21 protein-coding genes are annotated in these 24581 nt (G+C 63.7%); 4 read left to right on the top strand and 17 right to left on the bottom strand.

Annotation, left to right across the window (positions count from 1 at the left end; translation table 11 throughout):
* Positions 1-25: 25 nt before the first annotated feature.
* The 9 genes from O3300_RS18440 to O3300_RS18400 form a co-directional block, all read right to left on the bottom strand.
* Positions 26-1051, bottom strand: coding sequence for an ABC transporter permease (locus O3300_RS18440; protein WP_305053768.1), 1026 nt, complete (start codon positions 1049-1051; stop codon positions 26-28).
* Positions 1032-2519 (bottom strand): sugar ABC transporter ATP-binding protein, encoded by a 1488-nt coding sequence (locus tag O3300_RS18435; protein WP_305053767.1) that lies wholly within the window; start codon positions 2517-2519, stop codon positions 1032-1034. The genes O3300_RS18440 and O3300_RS18435 overlap by 20 nt, the downstream gene beginning before the upstream one ends.
* Positions 2519-3544, bottom strand: a complete 1026-nt coding sequence (locus tag O3300_RS18430) for a LacI family DNA-binding transcriptional regulator (protein ID WP_305053766.1) — start codon at positions 3542-3544, stop codon at positions 2519-2521. Before O3300_RS18430 ends, O3300_RS18435 begins: the two co-directional genes overlap by 1 nt.
* A 169-nt stretch (positions 3545-3713) precedes the next feature.
* Positions 3714-4301, bottom strand: coding sequence for a hypothetical protein (locus O3300_RS18425; protein WP_251349484.1), 588 nt, complete (start codon positions 4299-4301; stop codon positions 3714-3716).
* A gap of 28 nt (positions 4302-4329) precedes the next feature.
* Entirely contained in the window at positions 4330-5241 is a 912-nt protein-coding gene (locus O3300_RS18420; RefSeq protein WP_305053765.1) for a glycerophosphodiester phosphodiesterase family protein, read from the bottom strand.
* On the bottom strand, positions 5216-6820 hold the full coding sequence (locus O3300_RS18415) for a hypothetical protein (RefSeq protein WP_305053764.1): 1605 nt from the start codon (positions 6818-6820) through the stop codon (positions 5216-5218). Before O3300_RS18415 ends, O3300_RS18420 begins: the two co-directional genes overlap by 26 nt.
* A gap of 1 nt (position 6821) precedes the next feature.
* Complete coding sequence (locus tag O3300_RS18410) at positions 6822-7697, bottom strand: hypothetical protein (protein WP_305053763.1); 876 nt, start codon at positions 7695-7697, stop codon at positions 6822-6824.
* A gap of 27 nt (positions 7698-7724) precedes the next feature.
* Positions 7725-8759 carry a hypothetical protein gene (locus O3300_RS18405; RefSeq protein ID WP_305053762.1) on the bottom strand — a complete coding sequence of 345 codons (1035 nt, stop codon included), beginning with the start codon at positions 8757-8759 and terminating at the stop codon, positions 7725-7727.
* Positions 8756-9520 carry a hypothetical protein gene (locus O3300_RS18400; RefSeq protein ID WP_305053761.1) on the bottom strand — a complete coding sequence of 255 codons (765 nt, stop codon included), beginning with the start codon at positions 9518-9520 and terminating at the stop codon, positions 8756-8758. Before O3300_RS18400 ends, O3300_RS18405 begins: the two co-directional genes overlap by 4 nt.
* Before the next feature lie 187 nt (positions 9521-9707).
* Here O3300_RS18400 and O3300_RS18395 point away from each other — a divergent pair, with 187 nt between their 5' ends.
* The 4 genes from O3300_RS18395 to O3300_RS18380 all read left to right on the top strand — a co-directional run bounded on the left by O3300_RS18395 (position 9708) and on the right by O3300_RS18380 (position 14213).
* Positions 9708-11084 carry a caspase family protein gene (locus tag O3300_RS18395; RefSeq protein ID WP_305053760.1) on the top strand — a complete coding sequence of 459 codons (1377 nt, stop codon included), beginning with the start codon at positions 9708-9710 and terminating at the stop codon, positions 11082-11084.
* A gap of 85 nt (positions 11085-11169) precedes the next feature.
* A complete protein-coding gene (locus O3300_RS18390) occupies positions 11170-11994 on the top strand; it encodes a hypothetical protein (RefSeq protein WP_305053759.1) in 825 nt (274 codons plus the stop codon).
* Positions 11995-12169: 175 nt separating this feature from the next.
* On the top strand, positions 12170-12901 hold the full coding sequence (locus O3300_RS18385) for a hypothetical protein (RefSeq protein ID WP_305053758.1): 732 nt from the start codon (positions 12170-12172) through the stop codon (positions 12899-12901).
* 46 nt (positions 12902-12947) lie between these two features.
* Entirely contained in the window at positions 12948-14213 is a 1266-nt protein-coding gene (locus O3300_RS18380; RefSeq protein WP_305053757.1) for a DUF6445 family protein, read from the top strand.
* 211 nt (positions 14214-14424) lie between these two features.
* Here O3300_RS18380 and O3300_RS18375 read toward each other — a convergent pair whose 3' ends face one another.
* From O3300_RS18375 to O3300_RS18340, 8 genes are all read right to left on the bottom strand, one after another.
* Positions 14425-15366 carry a LysR family transcriptional regulator gene (locus O3300_RS18375; protein WP_035823672.1) on the bottom strand — a complete coding sequence of 314 codons (942 nt, stop codon included), beginning with the start codon at positions 15364-15366 and terminating at the stop codon, positions 14425-14427.
* A 93-nt stretch (positions 15367-15459) separates the two neighbouring features.
* Entirely contained in the window at positions 15460-16434 is a 975-nt protein-coding gene (locus O3300_RS18370) for a glycoside hydrolase family 43 protein (protein WP_151092107.1), read from the bottom strand.
* A gap of 4 nt (positions 16435-16438) precedes the next feature.
* Positions 16439-17413, bottom strand: a complete 975-nt coding sequence (gene yjfF / locus O3300_RS18365) for a galactofuranose ABC transporter, permease protein YjfF (protein ID WP_070279994.1) — start codon at positions 17411-17413, stop codon at positions 16439-16441.
* Complete coding sequence (locus O3300_RS18360) at positions 17410-18492, bottom strand: ABC transporter permease (RefSeq protein ID WP_099665855.1); 1083 nt, start codon at positions 18490-18492, stop codon at positions 17410-17412. The genes yjfF and O3300_RS18360 overlap by 4 nt, the downstream gene beginning before the upstream one ends.
* A complete protein-coding gene (locus O3300_RS18355) occupies positions 18489-20030 on the bottom strand; it encodes a sugar ABC transporter ATP-binding protein (protein WP_305053756.1) in 1542 nt (513 codons plus the stop codon). Before O3300_RS18355 ends, O3300_RS18360 begins: the two co-directional genes overlap by 4 nt.
* Before the next feature lie 9 nt (positions 20031-20039).
* The gene (locus O3300_RS18350) at positions 20040-21014 is read right to left on the bottom strand and encodes an ABC transporter substrate-binding protein (RefSeq protein WP_077398584.1); all 975 of its coding nucleotides are present in this window, start codon (positions 21012-21014) and stop codon (positions 20040-20042) included.
* 162 nt (positions 21015-21176) lie between these two features.
* Complete coding sequence (locus O3300_RS18345) at positions 21177-23534, bottom strand: glycoside hydrolase family 127 protein (RefSeq protein ID WP_305053755.1); 2358 nt, start codon at positions 23532-23534, stop codon at positions 21177-21179.
* Between the two features lie 9 nt (positions 23535-23543).
* Entirely contained in the window at positions 23544-24578 is a 1035-nt protein-coding gene (locus O3300_RS18340) for an arabinan endo-1,5-alpha-L-arabinosidase (RefSeq protein WP_305053754.1), read from the bottom strand.
* Positions 24579-24581: the final 3 nt, after the last annotated feature.

Here is a 24581-nt window from a genome sequence, read left to right as displayed (position 1 = left end):
GCCCTTTCAGAACGCCGCTCTTGTTTTATTTGCGGCCTCGCTGCAGGAAGGCGACGGCGATGATCACCACGCCTTGCACTGCGGCATTCAGGTAGACACTGATGATGCTGGTCAAATTCAGGATGTTGCTGATCACGGATAATAAAATCGCGCCAATGACGGTGCCGACGATGCGCCCTTCGCCCCCTTTCAGGGCCGTGCCGCCCACGACGACGGCGGCGATGGCTTCCAGTTCCCACAGCAAGCCCGTCGTGGGCGTGGCCGAGCCCAGGCGCGGCACGTACAGCACGGTGGCGATGCCCACGCACACGCCCAGCAGCATGTAGGTGGCGATTTTCACCTTGTCGACGTTGATGGCCGCGTAGCGCGCCACTTGCTCGTTGGAACCAATCGCCTGCACGTGGCGGCCGAACGTCGTGCGGTTCAAAATGATGGCGCCGGCCGCCGCGACGAAGAGGAAAATCCAGATGGGGATAGGCGCGCCCAGCACGCTCGTGTAGTAGACGGGGCTGTACAGCTCGGACAGGGTGGCGTCCAGGGTCAGCGCGCCGCCATCGGCCAGGTACGTCAATACGGCGCGGAAGATGCCGAGCGTACCCAGGGTAACGATGAACGGCTCGATATTGCCCTTGCTAATTAACAAGCCATGCATCAGGCCGAATCCCGCGCCCAGGATCAAGGCCATGGCGATGCCCAGCACCAGCATGGTGATGGGCGCCAGGTCGCCGCCCGCCCCTTGCGCCAGCGCATTCATGAAATAAATCATGCAGCCGGCGATCAGGGCCGCCATGGAGCCGACGGACAGATCGATGCCGCCAGAAATGATGACGAAGGTCATGCCGACGGCGATGATGCCGATGAAGGCCGTGCGCGTGAGCACGTTCATCAGGTTGTCCAGGGTGGCGAAGTCGCCATTGAGCAAGGTGCCCGCGATGCACAGGGATAACAGGCCCAGCACGGGGCCGAAACCCTTGATGCGCGCGCCCAGTCTGGCGATGCTGGCGCCGGGGGCGCCGGTGGAGACAGTGGTGTCAGTGCGTGCCGGTTGCATGGGCAATCAACTCCTCTTCGGTCAGGTGGTCAGCAGACAGGGTGGCTTGCAAGGTGCCGGCGCGCATCACGGCGACCCGGTGGCACAGGCCGATCAATTCGATCAGTTCGGATGAAATCACGATCACGGCGCGCCCTTCGGCGGCCAGGCGGTGGATCAAGAAGTAAATGTCGCGCTTGGCGCCCACGTCCACGCCGCGGCTCGGTTCATCGAGCACGACGACACGGGGGTCCGAATGCAGGTATTTCGCCAGCGCCAGCTTTTGCTGGTTGCCGCCCGACAGCATGCGCGCGCGGCTGTCCAGGTCGCCCGTGCGGATATTGAAGTCCAGCACGGCCTTGGCCAGCGCCGCTTTCTCGCCTGCCACATCCAGCCACGGCCGCGCATAGCGCTCCATCGTCATCAGGGTGAGGTTTTCGCGCAAGCCAAGGTTCACATGTAGACCTTTTCCCTTGCGGTCTTCGCTCAAATACGTCATGCCATGCTGCATGGCCTGTTTGGGCGTGCGGATGTCCACGGGCTGACCATTGAGATGGATCAACCCCGCGCTGCGCGGACGCAAGCCCAGCAGCGCCTCGAACGATTCCGTGCGCCCCGCCCCCACCAGGCCCGCAAAGCCCAGCACTTCGCCGGCCCGCACCTCGAACGACAATTCCTTGGCCCAGCCGGGCACGCACAAGCCATCGACCTTCAACAACACGGGCGCGTCTTTCGCCAGCGCCACTTTCGCCGGGAACATGTCCGACAATTCGCGCCCCACCATCAGGTTCGCCATCTGCTGGCGCGTGAGGCTGGCCGTCGGCTCGCGCGTGACGAAACGCCCGTCGCGCATGACGATGACCTCGTCCGTGTTGCGCTCCACTTCATCGAGCTTGTGGGAAATGTAGAGAATCGTCACGCCGTCCGCTTTCAGCTGCGCCATCACGGCGAACAGGCGCTGGGTTTCCGACGACGTCAGGGTGGCCGTCGGTTCATCCATGATCAGGAAGCGGGCGCGGCGCGACAGGGCCTTGGCGATTTCCACAAGTTGCTTTTCAGCCACAATCAAATCGCGGATTTTCGTCTCGGGCGACACGTCCAGGCCCACCTGTTTCAAATAGCGCGACGCTTCTTCCTGCATGGCGGCCTCGTCGAGCAGCCAGCCGCGCGTCTTTTCGTGGCCGAGAAACATGTTTTGCGCCACCGTCAGGTGCTCGGCCAGGTTGAATTCCTGGTGGATCAGCACGATGCCGGCCGATTCCGCCGCGCGCGAACTGGCAAAGCGCCGGGGCTGGCCATCGATCAGCAGCTGCCCTTCGCTCACCGCCTCGTAGCCGGCGAGAATTTTCATCAGGGTCGACTTGCCGGCGCCATTTTCGCCCAGCAAGCCATACACGCGCCCCGGCGCCAGGTTGAAACTGACGCCATGCAAGACGCGCACGGGGCCGAAATCCTTGCACACCCCCTCGAAACCGACGGCAACGCTCACTATGCACTCCCTCGCAAGACCAAGTTATGGTTAAGCAACACGCCCGGCACCTGCGCCGCCGGGTCCGCCAAGCGCTGCAGCAACAGTCTCGCCGCCGTCTCGCCCAGCTCGCGCATGGGCTGGGCAATGGTGGTGAGGCCCGGATCGATCTGCGCGGCGATGGCGATATCGTCGAAGCCGATGACGGCCACGTCTTCCGGCACGCGCTTCTTCAACTGGCGCAGCGCGCTCAAGACGCCAATGGCCAGGGTGTCGGACACGGCAAAGATGGCCGTGGGCGCGTCGGGCTGCGCCATCATCCGCAAGGTGGCGGCCGTGCCCGCTTCGTAATCGAGGCTTTGCACCGTGTGCACCCACTGCGGCTGCACGGGCAGGCCGGCCCCCGCCAGGGTGTCCAGATAGCCTTGCTGGCGTTGCCGCGCGTACAGATAGCGTTCATCCGAGTTGATCAGCCCGATGCGCGTATGGCCGCGCGCCAGCAGATGCGCGACGGCGTCGGAGGCGGCCCGGTGGTTGTCGATGCCGACATAGGGCACGGCCACGGCGGGGTCGAATTCGCAGCACGCCACCCACGGCAGGCTGACGGATTCATGCGACAAGGCATGCTGCACCGTGTCCGGATCGAGGCAGATGGCGCCGTCGGCGCGGTGCATGCGCAGCAAGTCGAAATACGAGCGCTCGCGGCCCGCGTCGGCGCCCGTGTCGCACAGCAACACGAAATAGCCGTGTTCGCGCGCCACCGTGTCGATGCCGCGCACGATCTGCGCATAAAACGGGTTGCCCACGTCGGGCACCATGGTCAGCAGCATGCGGCTCTCGGCCGTGCGCAGGCTGCGCGCCAGATGGTTCATGCGGTAGCCCAGGGCCGCCACGGAAGCGAGCACCTTGTCGCGTGTGGGCGCCCGCACCCCGGCTTGCTCGTTCATCACGCGCGACACGGTGGCCACCGACACGCCCGCATGCGCGGCAACGGCGCTGATGGAGACGGTTTCTGTCGGCAAAGGTGATGGAACGGCTGGCGGCATGAAGGTGCTCAATAAAATGTAATCGATTACATTTATAGGCCAGTCGCGCGCGCGATGCAAACATTATCGATGCTGCGATGCGCAAAAAAGAGGTAGGAATGCGGCAGGAATGCGACAGAAAAAGGCAAAAACGGGGCAAAAACGGCCCTGCGCGGGCCGTCGGATACAGCTATTTCTGGGCTTGCAAGGCGCTTTGCTGCACGGCAAAACCGGCGCGCACGGCGGACAGGGCCGCCACCCACAGGATCAGGCCGGCACCGAGGCAGCCGATGGGGTGCATGGGCCCATGGCGCACGGTCAGCGGATAACCGATGGCCCACACGCACAGGGCCATGCCGATGGCCAGGTGGCGGCGCGCCTTGAACAGCCAGGCCAGCGGAAAGAAATGCAGGCCCACGATCAAAATGACGGCGGGAATGAACCACGCCTGCAAGCCCATGTTTTTCAGGACGTTGCCGACGATGAAGATGGCGATCCATTGCCCGGCGTTCACGATATTGAACAGCCGCCCCACGCGTTTCGCTTCCGGCGATTGTTCCGCCGCCGCATGCGCGGCGCGGTGGCGCCGGAACTGGCGCCACGCCAGCATGAACAGCAGAACGGTGATGCCGGCGACCGGCAGCAGCCTGAGCGGATGCGCGCCATACGTCTGCACGCACCAGGCGGCCACCCACAGGCCGCCAAACAGGGAAAAGAACATGGCGCCGATGGCGCTACGGGCCAGCGCGGCGGCGGGGTCGGGTTGCGGCAGGGTCATGGCATGGTCTCTCGGCAAGTAAAAACGCTTACTTCATCATCGCACAAAACGTCTCGGGATTGCCGTCAAGAATGACGCCGCTGGGCCAGCGGTGGCTGCGCTGCTGGGCGCGCAACAGGGACGCGGCCAGGGCCGAGTCGCCATCGACGGCGTACACGAAGACGGGCATGTTCAGGCTGGCGGCATCAGCCAGCAGATTCGGATTGGCGTCCAGGCTGCGCGCATCCACATGCACGCCGGTGGGCATGCCGATCTGTTGCTGCACGCGCTGCAGCCACGGCTTGTCCAGCTTGGGCGGGCGGGCATTTTTCGCGATATAGCGGCTGACCCGGTTGGCGCCGGCCGCCTGCGCATTGCGCGCGTCAAACACGAGCAGGCCCAGGTAACCCTGCGGATCGGCGCGGCGCGCGCACGCCAGGTTGTTCGGCACGCCCGACGTCAAAAACCAGTTGCCGTGCTTGATGTTCGCGCGCAACTGTCCCACCAGGGTGGCGATCGGCGCGCACGACGACACCACATCCTTGATTTCCGCATTCAGGGTCTTGGCCGGGAAAGCCGTCGCCAGGTCGGCGACATCGGTGACGAAGGGCGGCGTTTCCGGCGTGGCCACGCCGCGGTTCTTCATGCTGGCGGCGCGCCAGTCGTCGGCCGTCAATTGTTTCACGGTGCGGGGCGAGCCCGTGTCGACGACTCTGCCCGTCAGCAAGTCGTGGTGCACCACCCAGCTGCCGTCGCCCAGCAGCTGCAAATCCGTCTCGACGCCGTCCCAGGTGCCGAAATACGTGTTGCGCAGCGCGCTCAGCGAGTTTTCCGGCGCATTGCCGGCGCCGCGGTGCGCATGCATCTTCATGCCCAGGCAATCGGCTTGCGCGGCCGTGCTGGCCATGGAGAGCAGCAAGGCCAGCGCGGCCGCCTTATTTTTGTTGCGGGTGATAGCCATAGTGAATTCCCTGCAAAACATGGATGCGGATCGCTTCGTTGACGGGGTAACTGTAGCCCTGCCCCACCGCCACGACGTGCGTGATATTGGCCAGGATGGCCTTGCCGGCGAGATTCCAGCGCGTGCTGTCGGACTCGCCCTGGCGCGTCCAGTCCAGCATTTGCCGGAACAGCTCGCTACGCGTGACATTGTTGTCCAGCACCGACAGCATGCCCCAGGTGCCCGCAAAGGCCGTCGCCAGCACGCCCGTGGCGATCCAGGCGGAGCGCCGGCTCAGCTGTCCATCGGCGCCCGCCTGCTCGCCACGGCGTATGGCCAGCAGCAATAGTACGACGGTCGCGATCAGGTACAGCAATTTGGAAAAGTGGCCGATGGCGCCCAGCAGCGAGAAGAACAGGGCCACGGGCGGCACGATGGCGGCGCGCGCCGCTTCCTTGCCTTCGTGGAAGAACCTGCCGCCCGCTTCAAAATCCGTGCGGCTGGCACGGTATTCCACCAGTTTTTCCGCCGTCTGGCGATCCAGGAACTGGTCGAACAGGCGGCCGAACTCGGCCGGACTCGCATACGCGGCCTGCACCGTGGCGCTGGCCGGCAACTTCAACGCTTCGCGCAATTCCGCCTGCACGCCGGGGCGCGCGACAAAAGCGGCAAACGGCAAGCCCGGCGGGATGCGCTCGCCGCGCACGGAGACGCCCTTGCTGGCCGCCTCGGCCGCGTAACGGCGCTTGACGGCGGCGCGGAAGCCCAGCTCATCGTCGGTACGCCAGTTGGCGGGCACGGGCACTTTCTTGCGCACATTGTTGACGACGGCAGCCTGGCGCCGCATCGGCACCGAATGCGGCTGCCAGCCGCGCCGCGACAGGCTGCTCACGTATTCCTGCCACGACGATTGCTGCTTGGCGCGCAAGCCGGCATCGCTGTCGGGGATGATGCCCGCATACAATTCCCACTTGCCGGCCAGCTCGCGCATGGCCTCTTGATATTTGTCATAGTAGCCGGACGGGCCGCCTGCCACCTGGCGCACGTTGGCGCGCACCAGCTGCTCCTTGGCCGGTCCCATGCGCTCGTCGAGATGCCGCACCGAGACAGCCAGGAAGGGGAACAGGGCCAGGAAGGATTTCCCCTCGGGCTTGGCGAACAGGGTGGGATCGTCAACCAGGCCCTGCAGCTGCAAGCTGCCGCCTACCAGCGAACGCTGCAGCAGGGTGGTGTTGAAAGCCATGCGGCGAAATTCCGCGTCGCGCGTATTGACCAGCACATTCACCGTGGTTTTCAGCACGCCGAAGACGACGCCGGCCGTCACCACGCAGCAGACGAGGATCTTGGTCCAGCCCGGCCCGCTGCCATTGTTCTTCAGCCGGCGGCGCCACATCAGTTGCAGCACCACCAGCGCGGCGGCGATGCCCGACAGGCTGCGGCCATAGAATTCCACCCCTTCCACGTCTTCCGGCTTGACGTTGCCCCCCACCACGTCGAGCAGGCGGGCATTGAAGCCCAGCTCGAAGCACAGATACGCGATGGTAAGGACGATCAGGATCAAGGTCTGCCGGATTTGCAGACTGCGCAAGCTGGCGGCCATCCTATTTCCTCAAATCGATGACGACGGGCTTGATTTCTTCCGTCTGGAAACTCATGGCGGCCGGTACGCGCGAAGCGCTGTCGCCGGCACGCGCGGCCGGAGTTGCCGCTGCCGGGGCGCCAGGCACGGTGCGGGCTGGCGCGGGCGCTTCCTGCGCCACCTGGCGGCGGTTCCGGCCGGTGGCGCGCGTGGCGGGCTTGGTGGCGGCTGCCGGTGCGGCGGCCGGAGCGGCGGGAATCACGCGCCCGCTGTCGCTGCCCGGCACGGTGGCGATGACGGGGCCGGCGGCGCGCAAGGCATCGTCGGCAAACGGCTGCGCGCGCGTATCGACGCCGGGCGGCACGGGCACGCTGGCGTTGAGCAGCCGGCTGTCCGTATAAATCATGCGCGCCAGGCGGTTGTAACTGGGAAAGTCGATATTGAGCGATTTGCCATCGGCCGCCAGTTCCACGCGGGGGCGGTCGTTGCAATTGCCGACCGTCCACTGCAGCACGTCCGTGCCCTGGAACGCCAGCACTTCATAGCGGTAGGCACAGCCGCGCTCCTGGGTTTCGACGATCACCACGGTGCGCTCGCCCACGTTTTCCACGCGCGCCACGCGGGCCGTGATGGCCTTGTCCAGCGGCACGACGCGGAAAGCCTGCGACAGCTTGATCGAATACTTGCCCTTCGGATCCTTGCGCAAAGTGCCTTCCGTGCCGTCACGCAAGCGGAAGGTGGAAATCGGCGTGCCGAACAGCTCGGCCGTATCGAGGCCCATCAACACGCCGCCACGGCCATTCGGCGTCATGGCGCAGCCCGTCAACAGGACGCCGGCGGCCAGGCCCATGGCCAGTTTGCGCCAGTGCGCAGATGCAAAATTCTTATACGTTGCCATACTTGATAACTTTCTCTTATTTCGGGGTCAGGGATTGATCACGGCCAGCGGATTGCCCGGGCCTGGCGGCGGCAAGACTTTCTGGCGGTTGCGCGACAACACAGTGAAGGCGCCCAGGGTGTCCGGTCCGGCGACGATTTCCAACTGCTCGCGCTGCAGCCAGGTGCGGATTTCCGCCTCCGTGGCCTCGGCGCGGAACAGCACGCGCGTGCGCACGCCCGTCTCGACGCCGCTGCCCTGTGGAGCACCATTGCGGAATTCCGCATTGCCGACGACGGCGCCCTCTTTCGGCAGGAACAGCCACGCCGATTGCACCACCATCACGCTGGCGGCCACGGCCGTGACAAGTTTGAGCCAGCGGCTGGAATTTGCCGCCTGCATTGGCACCTTCACCGGTGGCGAAGTAGCATCGGCCGGAGCGATCTGCAACTGCTGCAAGCCCTGGCGCAGCAATTGCCGGTAGGCCACGCGGCCATCCGTGCCCAGCTCGCTCGACAAGGGCGTGCCCGTCAAGGCGTAATCGTCGCCCGGCAAGGCCACGCGGGCGATCACGCCCGGTGCGGCTGCCGCCCCGTTGGCGCGGCCATGCAGCTCCAGCCAGCGCGCCGCCTGCAGGCGCTCCTGGCTGAATACGCCCAGGCAGGCGCCCAGGTCCGTCACGGCCAGCGTCACCGGCATGTCGCACAGCACCAGGCCCGCGCGCGGGTCGGCGGGCGCGTCGCGCTCCTCGACCACGAGGCCGCAGGCGTCCGCGTACGATGTGTCCGGCGTGACGAGCCAGCCGCGCCAGCGCTGCCGCGTGCTGTCCCAGGCGTCGAGCAGCACGGCGCCGAAGCCGGGGCGGCGCGCCAGCAGGTGGATCTGTCCGCCCGCGATGGGCCGCCCGGCCAGCGGCGCGGCGTCGCTGCGGCGCGCGAAGCGTTGCATCAGGTGTTCCGGCACGGCGACGCCGCGCCAGTCGGGGGTAGCGCCCGCCACCTCGTCGTCCAGCACGTCGATGGAAGACGGGGGCGACGGCAGGCGCGCGGCAACGATGGCCAGGGTGGGCGTCAATGCATTCATGCCGGTGGCCTTTCATCCGGGTTCGGGGGAGGGGACGCGGGGTCCAGGTGCAGGGATAACGCGGCCACGCACAAGATATCCAAAACTATTTGCGCCGCCTGCATGTCGCGCGCGGCCAGGGTATCGCCCACGCGCAGCTTGAGCAGGCTCAAGACCCAGCTGCCCAGCAAGGTGGCGCGGTGGGCCGGCTCGACCACCTGGCGCCCCGCGCTGGCAGGCTCGCCCTTCTGCCTGTGGACCAGGCCCAGCTTGCCGCCGTGATAGTGCGCGGAGGCAATCTGCTCGGCCAGTTCCTTGACGGGCATGCCGCCGCAGCCGCAATGGCGCAGCAGCAAGATCAAGTCGCGGGGCAAGGTCGTGATAAAGCTGTCGGCCGCCTCGCGCACCTGCTGTGGCGTAAGCTGGTAGTCGCGCAGCGGCTCCGCATAGGCGTCGGGCGCGCGCAGCTCGCAGCCCTCTTGCGCATCGGCATCGTCGTCGTCACGCTGCTTGCGCAGCTGGTCGATGATGAAGCGCTTGAAGTACAGAAACAGGGCACCGACGTGGTGGGGCGCGGCGTCGCTGTCGCTGTGCAAGACTTTTTCGATGAAGAACTGGTGGCGCAGATCGGCCAGGGAATCGCCCAGCGACGCCGCTTCGCGCGGGCGGCACGGGGTCAGCGCGGCGATGACGCGCTGGTAAAACTCGCCCAGTTCGCCTTGTGTCAGCTGCGGGCGGCGGGTCCAGAAAGCATGAATCCGTTCAAATTGTTCCGATTGCACAGCCGGTCCGATCGTGTGTTGGGCGCCACGCGCCACTGGCCGGCGACGACGCGCACCGGCAAACAAGCAATACGCTGGCCAGACAAGAGAAACTTGTCAGTAAGGTAAAATGCATTTAAGCAATTTTCTCATATCACCGTCAAAATCGCTAACTTTTGTTACTTTCACGACAATTCCCGAGACGCCGATGCATCGCCTGATTTCCCTGTTTTTCAGCCTCATCTTTTTACTCTGCGGTAACGGCGTGCAAGCGGCCACGGGGAATGCCGCCAGCGGTCCCGGCAAGCGCATCGCGCTGGTGATCGGCAACGCGGCCTATCCGCAGCCCCTGTTAAATCCCGTGAATGACGCGCGCGCCATGGCCGAACGCCTGCGCCGCCTGGGCTTTGAAGTGCTGCTGCGCACGGACATCAATGCGGCGCAGCTGCAAAAGGCGTCGGCCGAGTTTTCCACGCAGGCGCGGGGCGCCGATATCGCCCTCGTGTTTTACGCGGGCCACGGCGCGCAGGCGGGCGAAGCCAATTATGTGCTGCCGCTGGGCGCCAACATGAATGCGCTGAGCGCGTCCGCCATCGCCGCGCAGGGCGTGTCCGTTTCCAGCCTGGCGGGCGACTTGCAGCGCACGGGCGCGCGCGGCGCCGTGCTGATCCTCGACGCTTGCCGCCAGGAATATACGCGCGGCGGCGCGGTGGTGGTTCCCGGCGGCAACGCGGCCAGCCACGGCTTTGCCGATACGGCCGCGCCACGGGGCGTGGTGATCGCCTATTCGGCCGGTCCCGGCGCCCTGGCCCGCGATTTCTGGTCGCCCGATTCGCGCAACAGCCCCTACACGAGCGCCCTGCTCGACGCGCTGGACGCTCCGGGCTTGCCCATGGGCGACGTGTTTTCGCAGGTGGCGGCACGCGTCGCGGCCATGACGCACGACGTGCAAAAGCCCCGCGTGTCGTTCGGCGAAACGTCGGCGCGCCTGGTGCTGAACATGGGCAGCGGCAAGGGCGTCAGCCCGCCCCCCGCCGGCGTGCTGGCCTCGGGCAACAGCGGCATGCGCGCGCCAGCGCCAGCCATGGAAAAGCCGGCCGCACCGGGCGTCAAGGTGTGGCCAGGCAACGTGCTGCAAGACATCAACTATGAAATCCGCATGCAGATCGCGGCCCGTCCGTTTCCCCGCCAGCAACTGGAAAAGCGCGCGCGGGGCGGCGACCTGGTGGCGCTGACGGCCCTCGGCTATGGCATCGGCGGCGGCGACGCGGGCATCAAACAGCCGAAGATCGGCATGCAGTGGCTGGAAAAGGCGGCCGCCAAGGATTTTCCGATTGCCCAGACCTATCTGGCCGAATTGCTGATGGTCAAGGGCGACCCCGCCTCGCTGAAGCGGGCGGGCGCGCTGCTGGACGCCGCCTCGCAGGCGGGCTACACGGCCGCCCATGCGTATAAATTCGACCTGGCGCGGCGCACGGGCGCGCCGCCGCAGGATGCGGCCCGGCATTTGCAGGACGCATTCATGGGCTTGATGAAGGATTACCAGGGCGCCGCCAAAGACCTGATGCAGCCGCCCAAAAAATAATTTCAAATAATTTTGGATTTCCCGGAACTGCCCCCGTTATCCGTGGGTACATGCAATACAGCATGACAGTGACCAGGGAAATCCCATGCAAGCATCCAGCCCAGCAGCAATCACCACCGGCCAACGGGGCCGCATCCTCGCCTACCAAGCCAGCGGACAAGGTTCCGTCAGCGTAGCCGGCATTCAACATGCCTTCGACGTCGCCACCCACTGGCGCTCCGACGTGGCGCCCGCCATCAACGCCGTCGTCGACGTGCGTTTTAACGAGTCAGGCGGCCTCGACACGGTCAGCGCCGTGGCGACGCAGCAACTGGCGCAGGAAGAGATGGCCGGCGCGGCGAAACTGGCGCGCGACAAGGGCCAGCAGCTGTGGGGCCAGGCCGTCTCGGCCCTGGGCATCAAGGTGCTGGCCAGCCTGGGCGTGCTGGTCGCCGGCGCCTTTGTCTTCAACACCATCGGCATCCGTTTGTTCGCCTCCGTGTCGCGCACGTACTGGCAGTTGCTGGGCCTGTCCGCGGACAGCCTGGAAAGCTTTGCCCGCGATGGCGGCGGCGGTTTTACTTCGGCGCAATTTTTCTTCCTGCTGGCCATTGCCGCCTGCTGCGCCACCATGGCCAGCAATCACCCGAAAGCGGCGCTGGGCAAGTGCGCGCCGCTGCTGTTCATCGTCATCCACAGCAGTTTGCTGTTCATCAAGATCAAGGGCGCCGTCAGCGACGCGGGCAACGCCATGGGCGGCATCATGGGCTCCCGCGCGGCCCGCATGGCCGAGCAGATGGCCAGCGAAATGCTGGGCCAGGTGTGGCAGGGACTCTCGTTCGGCATCGGCTTTTATCTCGTGCTGGCCGCCAGCATTGTCTTGGCCGCGTACGGCTTTGGCGAATACAAGCGCTTAGGAGGCAAGCACTGAAAACCTACTGCGCAGCCCACTTCCGGGTCGGCGTTGCTCACCGTACATAAAGTACGGTTCCGCTACTCAACCCGGCATTGGGCTTGCTCGCTACGGTTTTCAGCGCTGCCGTGACTTTCATAACTCTAAAAATTGAACCCGTCATTACCGTTTAACTCATTTTGAAGGAAATATCATGCAACGTACCCTCCCCGCCCTGCTCGCCATCGCCGTGATCCTGTCCGCCTGCGGCAAGACAGATAACGCCACACCAGCCACTTCTGCCCCCGTCGCCGCGAATGTCGCGGACCTGGCCGCCAAGGCGCAAGTGAAGGCGGCCGCCGCCAGCCTGCCGCAAGCGGACGCTGCCACGCCGACGTCCAGCTATGTCGACATCACCAGCGGCAACCAATTGATGTACAGCTACATCGCCCTGTCTGGCGTGCCGCCCGACTACGCGGCCGTGGCACAGCGCATCTCGCGCGAATATGCGGGCAGCAACGATGCCTTCCGCAAGCAGGAAGTGCTCGACGCCCTGAAACCGCAGATCGACGCCAAGGTCAATGAGGCGAAAACCCGGCGCTACCTGCGCTACCAGATCAATGGCCAGGGCGCGCTGTCGCCGTACGCCATGGACAAGGCCGCCTTCCCGGCCAAGTTCGCCGACGCGGGCACGTATTACTACATGTACGACAATGGCGACTACAAGCTGGCGTTCACGAATGGCGACGGCTATTCGCTGCTGAAGGTGGACCAGGACGCGGCCCGCAAGATCGAAGCGGCGCGCAGCGGCTACAAGGACTTCGCCATCGTCGTGTACGCCTACGCCCAGGAAGCGGACATGGCCAGCAACCAGGTCAAGGCACAGATCGTCAAGGTGGCGATCAAGCTGAACGGGGAAGAAATTCCCGTCAGCCAGGCGCGCTAGAACGGCCTCGGTTACACTGTTCGCCACATTGCATCGGGATAGCGACATGGGCGAACAGACACTGGCGGAACAACATCTGGCAAACGGGCAACGGCTGCAACAGGCGGGCAAGCTGATCGAAGCGATCAATGCCTACCAGGCCGCGTACAAGCAAGACCCGGCCCTGGCCGAAGCACAGCATTTCCAGGGCCTGGCGATGCTGGAGCTGGGTCAGGGCGCCATCGGCCTGGGCCTGTTAAAACTGTCGCTCAAGCAACAACCCGACAATGCCCTGTTCCACTACAACCTGGGTAACGTGCTGCGCGGCACGGACAGCGAAGCGGCGCTGGCCAGCTACGCCACGGCGGCGCGGCTGGCGCCGCACGAGCACGATTTCGCCATCAGCCACGCCGAATTGCTGTTGGGGAAACAGCGTTTGCTGGAAACCATCGCCGAACTGGAACGGGCCCACGCCCTGCGCCCGCAGCGTTGGCAAACCCTGCAGGGACTGGCGGAGCTGTATTACCGCACGGGACAGCAGGAACTGGCGCTGGCCCGCTACGCGCAAGGCCTGGCGCTGCATCCGGCGCTGGCGCAAACGTGCTGCATCGGCTTTGCCAGTCCGCAAGCGGAACAGGCAGAAACATTGACGCCGCTCAATGTCGCGGCCACCCTGCACGATTTTATCCGCGAAACGGACTTGCACATCCTCGACGATTTCCTGCCCGACCCGGCCGCCTGGCGCGCGCAGGCGCTGGCGTTGCCGTTCGAGCAGCAGCGCTATGCGGGACAAAACTATCCGGGCAGCCAGACGGCGGGCCAGCCCAGCCAAGCCATCATGGAGCGCATCGCCACGGCCCTGGGCCGCCCCATCCGTTTCATTTCGCCCGACAATGGCTCGTACCGCCTCAGCTATGCGGACGCCATGGCGCGCACGGATATCCACGTGGACAATGAGACGGGCAACAATTTCAATTTCTATGCGGGCGTGCTGTATCTGAACCCGCCCGAGCAGTGCCGGGGCGGCACCACCTTCTGGCGCCACCAGCCCAGCGGCTGGTACCGGAGACTGCCCGAAGCGGACGTCAAGGCGGGCGGCTACGCCAGCTTCAAGGATTTCCAGAAACGCTGGCTGCCGAACAGTAAAGTACAGAAATTCAACGACTTACAAGAACAGCGCGACAGTTGGCAAGCGCTGCTGGAAGTACCGATGCGCCACAACCGCCTGATCGTCTACAAGGGCCATTACTTTCACTCGATCAGCAATGTGTTTGGCGACACGCCTGAAAATGGCCGGCTGGTGCAGCTGTTTTTCTTTGAAGTGCCCGATTAAGCATGCTGCGCGGGTATTGTCGGATTACGCCCTGCGGGCTAATCCGACCTACCTGTCTTTTTTGAAGTGCCCGATTAATTGGCGGTAAAAAAATTTCCGAAGTTGGTGACGGCGCCGAAGAAAATGTTCAGGGCTAGGCGCCGTGCCGCAGGCAGTACGAATGTACGACAAGGCACGGCAACAACGCCATGGACGTTTTATTCGGTGATCGTCAATACATGTCTGCAGCCGTGGCGCGTACTGCCTTCAACAGCATGTCCGCGCCCGGCGACAACAGATGATCCTGCTGGCGGATGATGCCGAACGCATCCATCTTGCACGGCAGCTCGATGGGCAAAATGCTCAGCACGTTCAGCGATTCGTAGTAATGCGCCACTTCCGTCGGCATCACGTGCAGCGAATCCGTTTGCTGCAGCAAGGACGTGATCAAGAGCAAGGCCGTCGTGTCGACCACGTCCACGGGCGGTTCCAGGCTGGCGCGGCGGAACATCATGTCGAAGCGGTGGCGCAGGATGCTGCCTTGCGGCGGCAAGATCCACGGCTGGCCCGCCAAGTCTTTCAATTGCAGATTCTTGCGCGACAGCAGCGGATGGCCATTGCGCGCCACGGCGCTGGCCGGCTCTTCCGTCAATTCCTCGTAGATGAGGCCGGCGCTGCTTTCCTTTTCCAGGATGCGCCCGATCATGAAGTCCAGGGTGCCGTGCTGCAGCATGTCCATCAGGGTATTGCTGTGCTCCAGGTGCACGCCGATGCGCATCAGCGGCGCCTGCTGCTTGATGCGGGCGATCGCGCGCGGCAGCAAGGCCATGGCCGGCGTCATGATGACGCCCACTTCCACCTGGCCCGTCAAGCCCGACTTCAGGGCGACGATGTCGTCATGCGCCAGCGACAGGCTCGTCAGGGCCATGCGCGCGTGGCGTATCATCGTCTCGCCGTAAATGGTCGGCTCCATGCCGCGCGGCAACCTGTCGAACAGGCGCACGTCCAGCATCTCTTCCAGGTCCTTGATTTGCTTGGACGCGGCCGGCTGCGTCATGTGCAATTCTTCCGCCGCGCGGTGGATGTTGCGCTGCTCGTCAAGGGCGATCAACAGCAGCAATTGCCGCGTCTTCAGGCGGGCTCGCAAGAACCAGTTGGGGTTGAGGGTATCCATGAATAAATCATATCATGATCGATATCGGTTCTAACTCAATATCGATGTTATAGATATCGGTGTGTCTCCTTTTTGTGCGTAGTCAACGAGCGTTCAGGATGCCTTGCAGGCGGCGCTGGGATTGGCGGCCGGACCGGCCGTCTGCTGGATGAATTCAATGGTGCCGTCGGGCTTGTATTTCAGCTCTTCCACTGCCACGGAGCGCCGGTATTCTCCGCCGCCGGGCAACTTGTCGTTGTGATAGAAGATGTAGGACTTGCCGTTGAATTCGATGATGGCCTGGTGAATGGTTTTCACGACGGCATTCTTGTCCATGATGGTGCCGCGGAAATGCCAGGGACCTGTCGGCGTCGGCCCTGTCGAATACGCCGTTTCCTCGGGGAAGTTGCGCGAGTACGACAGGTAGTAGGTGCCCGCATGCTTGTGCATGTAGGCCGCTTCCGTAAACGCATCCATGCCGAAGGTCAGGATCGGGCCGTCCAGCTCCGTCATGTTCGCTTTCAGCTTGGCGTATTTCAAGACCGTGTTGCCCCAGTAGATGTAGGCCTGGCCGTCCGTATCGATGAAGACGGCCGGATCGATGTCGTCCCAGGGAATGGCCGTCTGCTTCGTCATGTCGTTCGTGATCAGGGCGCTGCCGCGCGCATCGACGAACGGCCCGGTCGGGCTGTCGGACACGGCCACGCCGATGGCCTTGCCGGCGATGGTCTTGTGGTCGACGGTCGAATAAAAATAGTATTTGTTGCCGCGCTTGACGATGTCACCGGCCCAGGCATCCTTGCCGGCCCACGCGAAGGTCGAGTAACGCACGGGCGAGCCGTGGTCCGTCCAGTTCGCCATGTCGCACGAGGAATACACGCGCCACTCGTTCATGCGGTAATCCGTATCCGTGGCGCTCGCTTCATCGTGGCCGACGTACAGGTACACTCTGCCATTGTCGACCAGCGCGGCCGGGTCGCCCGTGTAGATATTCTTCACGATGGGGTTGGCCGCCTGCACGCCGAATGGGGCGCAGGCGAGCGCCGCCGCCATGCCGATGGCTGCGGCAAGTGTGTGTTGCTTGAACATCAGATTAACTCCCGTTGGTATTTTTCTGGCCCATGGCCATCAGTCTTTGCACGACGCAAAAGACAAACAGCAGGCCGCCGATGACGATCTTGGTCCACCACGAGCTGAGCGTGCCGTCGAAGGCGATCAGGGTCTGGATGGTGCCCAGCACGAGCACGCCCGACAGCGCACCCGCCACATAGCCGTAGCCGCCGCTGAGCAGGGTGCCGCCGATGACAACGGCGGCAATCGCGTCCAGTTCCGTGCCTTGCGCATGCAAGCCATAGCCGGACAGCATGTAGAACGAAAACAGCACGCCGCCGAGCGAGGCGCAAAAACCGCTGAAGGCATAGATCAGCACCTTGGTGCGGCCGACAGGCAGCCCCATCATCAAGGCCGATTGTTCATTGCCGCCGATCGCATACACGGCGCGGCCGAACGGCGTGGCGTGCGCCAGCCAGATGGCCAGCAGCAAAGTGACCACGGCGATCACCACGCCCGGCGAGACAAAACCACCGAGAAATTGCAACTGCGTCTGCGACATGGCGACGAACAGCGGATCATCGATGGTGATGGAGTTGATGCTGATCAAGTAGCACAGCCCGCGCGCCAGAAACATGCCGGCCAGGGTGACGATGAACGGCTGCAATTTGAAATAATGGATCAGCGCGCCCATGCTGGCGCCAAATACGGTGCCCAGCGCCAGCACGGTGACGATCACCAGGAGCGGCGGCCAGTGCGCCACGTTGAGCAGCCAGGCGGCAATCATGGTCGACAGGGCCAGCACGGAACCGACGGACAGATCGATGCCGCCGGACACGATGACGAAGGTCATGCCGACGGCGATAACGAGCAAAAAGGCGTTATCGATCAATAAGTTAAAAATGACCTGCGTCGACAGCAGGCCCGGGTAGGCGGCGCCGCCCAGGCCCAGCATCACCACCAGCAGCAAGACCGTGACGAGCGAGGTGAAATACGGGGTGTGCAGCAAGCCCTTCATGCTTTTCTCCGATGCAGCAATTGCTTGAATTCCGACGATTGCGACAGGCAGACGAGGAAGACGACGACCGACTTGACGACCATGTTGACTTCCGGCGGCACGCCCAGCGAATAGATGGTGTAGGTCAGGGTCTGGATGATGAGCGCGCCGATCATGCTGCCGACTAAGCTGAACTTGCCGCCAGCCAGGGACGTACCGCCCAGGGTCACGGCCAGGATGGCGTCCAGTTCCAGCATCAGGCCCGCGTTGTTCGCGTCGGCGCTCTTGATGTTCGAGCTGATCATCAGCCCCGACAGGCCCGCGCAGGCGGCGCAAAAGACGTACACGAAGAAGATCAAGGTCGCCGTCTTGATGCCGGCCAGGCGCGCGGCGACGGGGTTGATGCCGACGGCCTGGATGAACAGGCCCAGGGCGGTTTTCCGCATCAGCACGGCCGTGATGAGGAACACCAACGCCACGAGGAACAGCGAGAACGGCAAGCCGAACAAATAACCGCTGCCGATGAAGAAGAAGGGCTGATAGTAGACGGTGACGATCTGTCCATCCGTCAACAATTGCGCCAGGCCGCGCCCCGCCACCATCAGGATCAGGGTGGCGACGATGGGCTGCAAGCCCAGGCCCGCCACCAGCACGCCATTCCAGGCGCCGCACAGCAGGGCCGCGCCCAGGGCCGCCGCCAGGGCCCAGCCCATGGGAATGTTGCTCACGTAGGTCGGCACGCCATTGTCCATCACCATGGTGCCGCCGATCAACATGGCAGCCACGGTGCCGGACAGGGCCACGACGGCGCCCACGGAAATATCGATGCCGCGCGTGGCGATCACCAGGGTCATGCCCAAGGCCGCCAGCATCAGGGGCGCCGCGCGGTTGACGATATCGATCACGCTGCCGTACAGATGGCCATCGCGGATTTCCAAGTGGAAAAAGCCGGGGATGGCAAAGAAATCGACCAGCAGCAGCAAGCACAGCGCGGCCAGGGGCCGGCTCAGGGGGTGATGTAAAACGGTATGCAAGGCGGACGTACCCGTAGTGGAAGCCGGACGCGCCAGCGGCGCGCTCGATGGCGTGGATAAACTCATGTGGCGTCTCCCGCAATCACTTGCAGCACGGAACTATCGTCGAGCTCGCCGCGCGCATAGTCGCCGCAGGCCTTGCGGTCGCGCATGACGAGAATACGGTCGCTGCAGCGCAGCACTTCCGGCAGCTCCGACGAGATGAACAGGATGGCCATGCCCTTGCGGCACAGCTTGCTCACATAACTCATGATTTCCTGCTTGGCGCGCACGTCGATGCCGCGCGTCGGCTCGTCTAAAATCAGCATGGCCGGCGACGTCACCAGCCAGCGCGCCAGCAAGGCTTTCTGTTGATTGCCGCCCGACAGGCTGCCGATGGGGGTTTCGATGCTGGCCGTCTTGATGCCCAGCGCTTTCACATATTCGTCGGCCAGCGCCTGCTGGCGTTTGAACGGGATGGCGCGCAGCAAGCCCGTGCGGGCCTGCAAGGCCAGGATAATGTTTTCGCGCACGGACAGCGACAGGATCGCGCCCTCGTGCTTGCGGTCTTCCGAGCAAAAACCGATGTCCCGGGCAATCGCGTCGCGCGGCACGTGGAACTGGCGCGGCTTGCCTTGCATGGTGATGCTGCCGGAATCGGCCTTGTCGGCGCCGAACAGCAGGCGCGCCAGTTCCGTGCGGCCGGAACCCAGCAAGCCGGCCAGGCCCAGCAATTCACCCTGGCGGATGTGGAAATCCATGGGCAGCAAGGCGCCCTTGCGGCCCAGTCCCTGCGCTTCGAGCACGGTCGGACCAAAGCTGGCGGCGCCCGCCACTTGCGCCAGATCAAGCTCTTGCGCCACGGTGTCGGCCGCCACGCCGATCATCTTGTTCACCAGCGCCAGGCGCGACAGTTCGCTGCACGCGTACTCTCCCTCGCGCTCGCCATTGCGCATGACGGTGATGCGGTCGGAAATGGCATACGTCTGGTCGAGGAAATGGGTGACGAACAGAATCGCCATGCCCTGCTCGCGCAGGCGGCGCAGCACGGAAAACAGCAGATTGACTTCCGCCTCGTCCAGGCTGGACGTGGGTTCATCGAGGATCAGCACGCGGGCCGAAATGTTCAACGCGCGCGAAATGGCCACCATTTGCTGGATGGCCAACGGAAAGCTGGACAGTTGCGCCGTGACATCGATATCGATCTGCAATTGCTGCAGCAAGGCACGCGCCTGTTGCTGCATGCCACGCCAGTCGATAGCGCCAAAGCGGCGCGGATAGCGGCCGATAAAGATATTTTCCGCCACCGACAGGTTCGGGCACAGATTGATTTCCTGGTACACGGTGCTGATGCCCAGTCCCTGGGCATCCGAGGTGGACGCGGGGGCAATGGGCTTGCCATCGAGCAAAATCTGGCCGCTGTCGGGCGTATAAACGCCCGTCAGCACCTTGATCAGGGTCGACTTCCCGGCGCCGTTTTGCCCCATCAGGGTGTGCACTTCACCCGGATACAGGCGCAGGGCAACATCGCTGAGGGCTTTGACGCCGGGAAAGGACTTGCTGATGCCGCGCAACTCCAGCAAGGGAGCTGGCGCGGCAGTGTGATGCGCTTGCGTCTTCATCATGCGGCAAGCTTAGTACTTACGGTTCGGGAATTCCTTGGCGGCCACCTCGGCAGGGAACACGCCTTCTACCGTCGTGATGCGCGCTGGCACGGGTTTACCGGCCACCACGTCGCGGGCGATGGACATCAATTGCGGGCCCAGCAGCGGGCTGCACTCGACGGTCACGTTCAGCTTGCCGGCGATCATGGCCTCGAACGCGCCTTTGACGCCATCGATGGAGATGATGATGATGTCCTTGCCCGGTTTCATGCCCGCTTCTTCGATGGCCTGGATGGCGCCGATGGCCATGTCGTCATTGTGCGCATACAGCACGTTGATCTTCTTGCCTTCGGCCTTGAGGAACGCTTCCATCACTTCCTTGCCCTTGGCGCGCGTAAAGTCGCCCGTTTGCGAACGGATGATCTTCATCTTCGGATTCTTGCCCACCACTTCCAGGAAACCCGCCTTGCGGTCGATGGCCGGTGCGGAACCGACCGTGCCCTGCAGTTCGACGATGTTCAGCGTCGCATCCGGCGTTTTCTTGGCGTGCTCGAGCAGCCATTGCCCCGCGCGGCGGCCCTCTTCCACGAAGTCGGAACCGATGAAGGTGACGTACAGCGATTTGTCGGCCACGTTGACGGCGCGGTCCGTCAAGATGACGGGGATCTTGGCGGCCTTGGCTTCGCGCAAGACGGTATCCCAGCCCGATTCGACGACGGGCGAAAAGGCGATCACGTCGACTTTTTGCGCGATGAACGAACGCAGGGCCTTGACCTGGTTTTCCTGCTTTTGCTGCGCATCGGCAAATTTCAGGGTGACGCCATCTTTCTTGGCGGCATCCTTGATGGAGACGGTATTGGCGGTGCGCCATTCGCTTTCGGCGCCTACCTGCGAAAAGCCCATGACGAGGGGCTTGGCGGCGAAGGCGGAAGAAGTAGCCAAGGTGGTGGCAGAAGCGGCCAGCAGCATGGCGCTGGCGAGGAGTGTGCGGCGTGTCAATGTCATTCTTGTCTCCAGTTTTTTTTGGAATACCATCACAGCCGGATGCCGGATGGGCGGTTTTTTATGAACCCATGGTAGGAGAAAGCAACATAGCCATCCAATCAATTCTTTTTCGCTTGCGATACCGATTTGCGTATCGGTAGAACGAGCAGGCGCCTTCTTCCCTCAGCGCAACAGGCGCAGCCCGTACAGACCGCCCGCCACGGAATCCTTGCCGGCGACAAATTTCACGGTCAGTTTGCCGTTGCCAGCCGCCACCAGGGCCTGGGGAATGGCGATATCGAGCGTGTGCAGTTCCTGCGGCGCATCGGCCGCCACGGCGACCGTTTGCAGTTTCGTGCCGTTGAGAAAGACGTCAAATACGCGGCCCGCATCGAGGGTGGACAGGGTCAGGCGCAGGGTTTTCGCTTCGGCGTGCGGGTCGCTCAGTACATAGCTGAACCAGCCCGTCGCATGGCGCCAGTGCCGGCCCTTGTTGACGCCGTTTTCTCCCCCTTCGGCCTGGAAGAAATGGTCGGATTCCGGCTGCTGTTGTCCCGGCGCCACCTGGTCGATGGTGAGCGCGTCGAGCGCCAGGCGCTCGGATTCCGCCTGGCGCGTGCTTTCCTGCAGTTTCGCCAGCCTGGCCGGCGTGGATACGGGCCAGTACAGCATGTAGCGAGAGTCATGCAGGCGGAAGAAGGGAATCAGCCGCAAGGTGGCCGCATCCTTGCCCTGGATCAAGCCGGGTGCCGTGAAGGTCAGCGGCTGGCCCTTCACGGGTTTGATTTTGCGCATGAAATCCTGCTCGTCGCTGACGAACAGTGGTGACGATTCCAGCGGACACACTTGCCCTTGGGCGATATGCCCCATGCGCGTATCGTCGGCAAAATAATTCAGTTGTTCATGGGCGAACGGCTGCGTCTTGGCGGCCAGCACGATGGGACCATGCAGCACGGCATAGTAATTCGACTGGTCCGGCATCTGTTCCAGGCGCGTCGTCATCGGCAGCACGACATCGACGCTGTCGCCGGCTTTCCACGCGCGCGTGATGGTCACATACTCGCCCGGCACGCTATTCACGCGCAGCGCCTTGCCGTTGAGTTTGACGCGCAGCTTGCCCTTGGCTACCCACTGCGGGTAGCGGATCTTCATGCTGAACGTTTTACTTCCTTGCACCGTGATGCGCGTCGTGTCACGGTCGGGGAACCGGGTCGATTGGACGATCTTGACGCCCTGCTCTTTCCAGTCCAGGGTGGACGCCATGAACAGGTTCACGTACAGCGCGTCGCCCTCATGGGCGTAGATGAACTCGCCATACTTGGCCTGGCTTTCGATGCCGGAACCCACGCAGCACCACATGCCCTTGTCCACTTGCGAATACACGCGGTAGTGGTTCGGCCGCATGGGCGTAAAGTAGACAAAGCCGCCCGTGCCGGGGCGCTGCGATGACAAGATGTGGTTGTACAGGGCGCGCTCGTAGTAATCCGCGTAGCGCACCTGTTCGTCGCGCTGAAACAGCTGTTCCGTCAGCTTGAGCATATTGTAGGTATTGCACGTTTCCGGCCCTTCGACCTCTTCCACCATCGAGGAAAAGTCTTGCTCGTCGTGGAAATGTTCCTTGACGCTGTTGCCGCCGATGGCCACCGTGCGCTTGTCGTGCACGGTTTGCCAAAAGAATTGCGCCGCCTGCTGCCAGTCGCGCCGGCCCGTCAGCGCGCCGATGCGCTCGAAGCCGATCACCTTCGGGATTTGCGTATTCGCATGCAAGCCCGTCAGCTTGTCCTGTTGCGCCACCAGCGGTTGCAATATGGCCTGGTGCGAAAAGCGCACGGCCAGGTCCAGGTAGCGCTGCTCGCCCGTCATGACGTAGACGTCGGCCAGCACTTCATTCATGCCGCCGTGCTCGGCGCGCAGCATCGATTGCATCTGTGCATCCGTGAGCGAGGCCGACAGTTTCACGGCCCAGTCAGACAAGGCGATCAGCATGGTTTTTGCTTGCTCGCTGCCCGCCTGCTGATACGCGTCGCGCAAGCCGGCAAACACCTTATGCAGGTTGTACCACGGCACCCAGCGACCATTGACGGAAAAGGTGTCGGCCTGCATGTCTCCCTTGGCGATGGCTTGCCAGGCGGCGCTGCCGTCGGGAACGCCGCCCAGGTAGCCGTTGCCGTTGGCGTCCTGGCATTTTTTCAGCTCCGCCAGCACGTATTCGAGGCGTTCGCGCGCCTGCGCATCGCCCGTGGACGCCACCATCAGCGCCAGCGCGGACAGATAATGCCCGCCCAGGTGGCCATCGAGGCCCGTCGACTCCCAGTTGCCATAGCTGGGCTGCACCTGCGGCAAGCCCGCCTCGCGGCGGAACGGCGCCAGCAATTTGTCCGGCTCGAAGGCCAGCAGGTAGTGCAAGTCCGTCGTCTGCGCATCGAGGAACGGTCCCGTCCCCAGGCGCACGGACGAGAGGGGAAACAGCTCCGCTGCCTGCAGGACAGGCGTGGCCAGGCCGCCGGCGGCCAGCGCCAGCGTCAACAAGGTCTTGTGCATGGCGCGTCCTTAGGGTTTGGCGGCCGGCAATTCGCGGCTGCGATAGCGGTTCAAGTCGCGGGGATCGACTTGCGGCCAGCCGTCCTTGTCCCACGTCATGGGCAGGATCTTGAGCTTCTGCAAGTAATTGTCCGCCGTTTCATATGCGTGCAGCACCAGGTAATCCTTGCCGTCAAACGTGTAGGCGCTGTTGTGGCCCAGGCCCTTCCAGTCCTTGTCGCCTTTCAGCAGCACCGTGCCGCCGCCCTGCGCCATGTCGCGGCCATCCCTGTCCAGGTAAGGGCCCGTCACGCTGGTCGAGCGGCCCACGGCCAGGTGATACGTGCTTTTTTCCTTCTGGCAGCACAAGCCCCAGGAAACAAAGAGAAAATAATCGCTGCCGCGCTGGAAGATGAACGGCGCTTCGATTTCCTCCGGTGCGGGCTTGAATTCGCCGGCCCTTGGCGGCAAGGGCACGCGTCGCGCCAGGGAATGCCACTCTTGCGGTTCCGCAATACGGGTCCAGTCGGGCGTCAGTTTTACCAGCTTGATGCCATTCCAGAACGAGCCGAACGACATCCATGGCGTGCCCTTGGCATCGGTGATGATGTTCGAGTCGATGGCGTTCCACTCGTCGCGCTCGGGCACGGATTGCAGCAGCATGCCCTGGTCCACCCAGCGGTAGTCGGGCGAACGGGGATTCAAGGTGGTGTTGACGGTCACGCCGATGCCCGACGTGTTCTTGCCGAAGCCGGACACCGAGTAGTACAGGTAATATTTTCCGTCATGAAATTGCACGTCGGGCGCCCAGATATGGTCGTCAAACGATGGCGCGGCCGTCCTGGCCCAGGTCGGCTGGCCGGCAAACACGCGCCCTTCCGGCTGCCAGTCGAGCATATTCTTCGAGCTGTAAAAGGTGATGCCGGGCCCCGTGCTGTACAAATAATACGTGTCGCCTTCCTTGGCCATCACGGGGTCGTGCACGCTGACCTGGGCCGCGTGCGCGGCAGCCATGATCGCCAGGGTGCTCAGGATGGCGGCCGCGCCGCGCGTCAACATGTGCATCGT

The organism is Janthinobacterium sp. SUN206 (assembly GCF_030587305.1).
Lineage (GTDB): Bacteria > Pseudomonadota > Gammaproteobacteria > Burkholderiales > Burkholderiaceae_D > Janthinobacterium > Janthinobacterium kumbetense.
The sequence above is the reverse complement of the archived record's forward strand: the minus strand, read 5'-3'. Positions and strand labels throughout refer to the sequence as shown.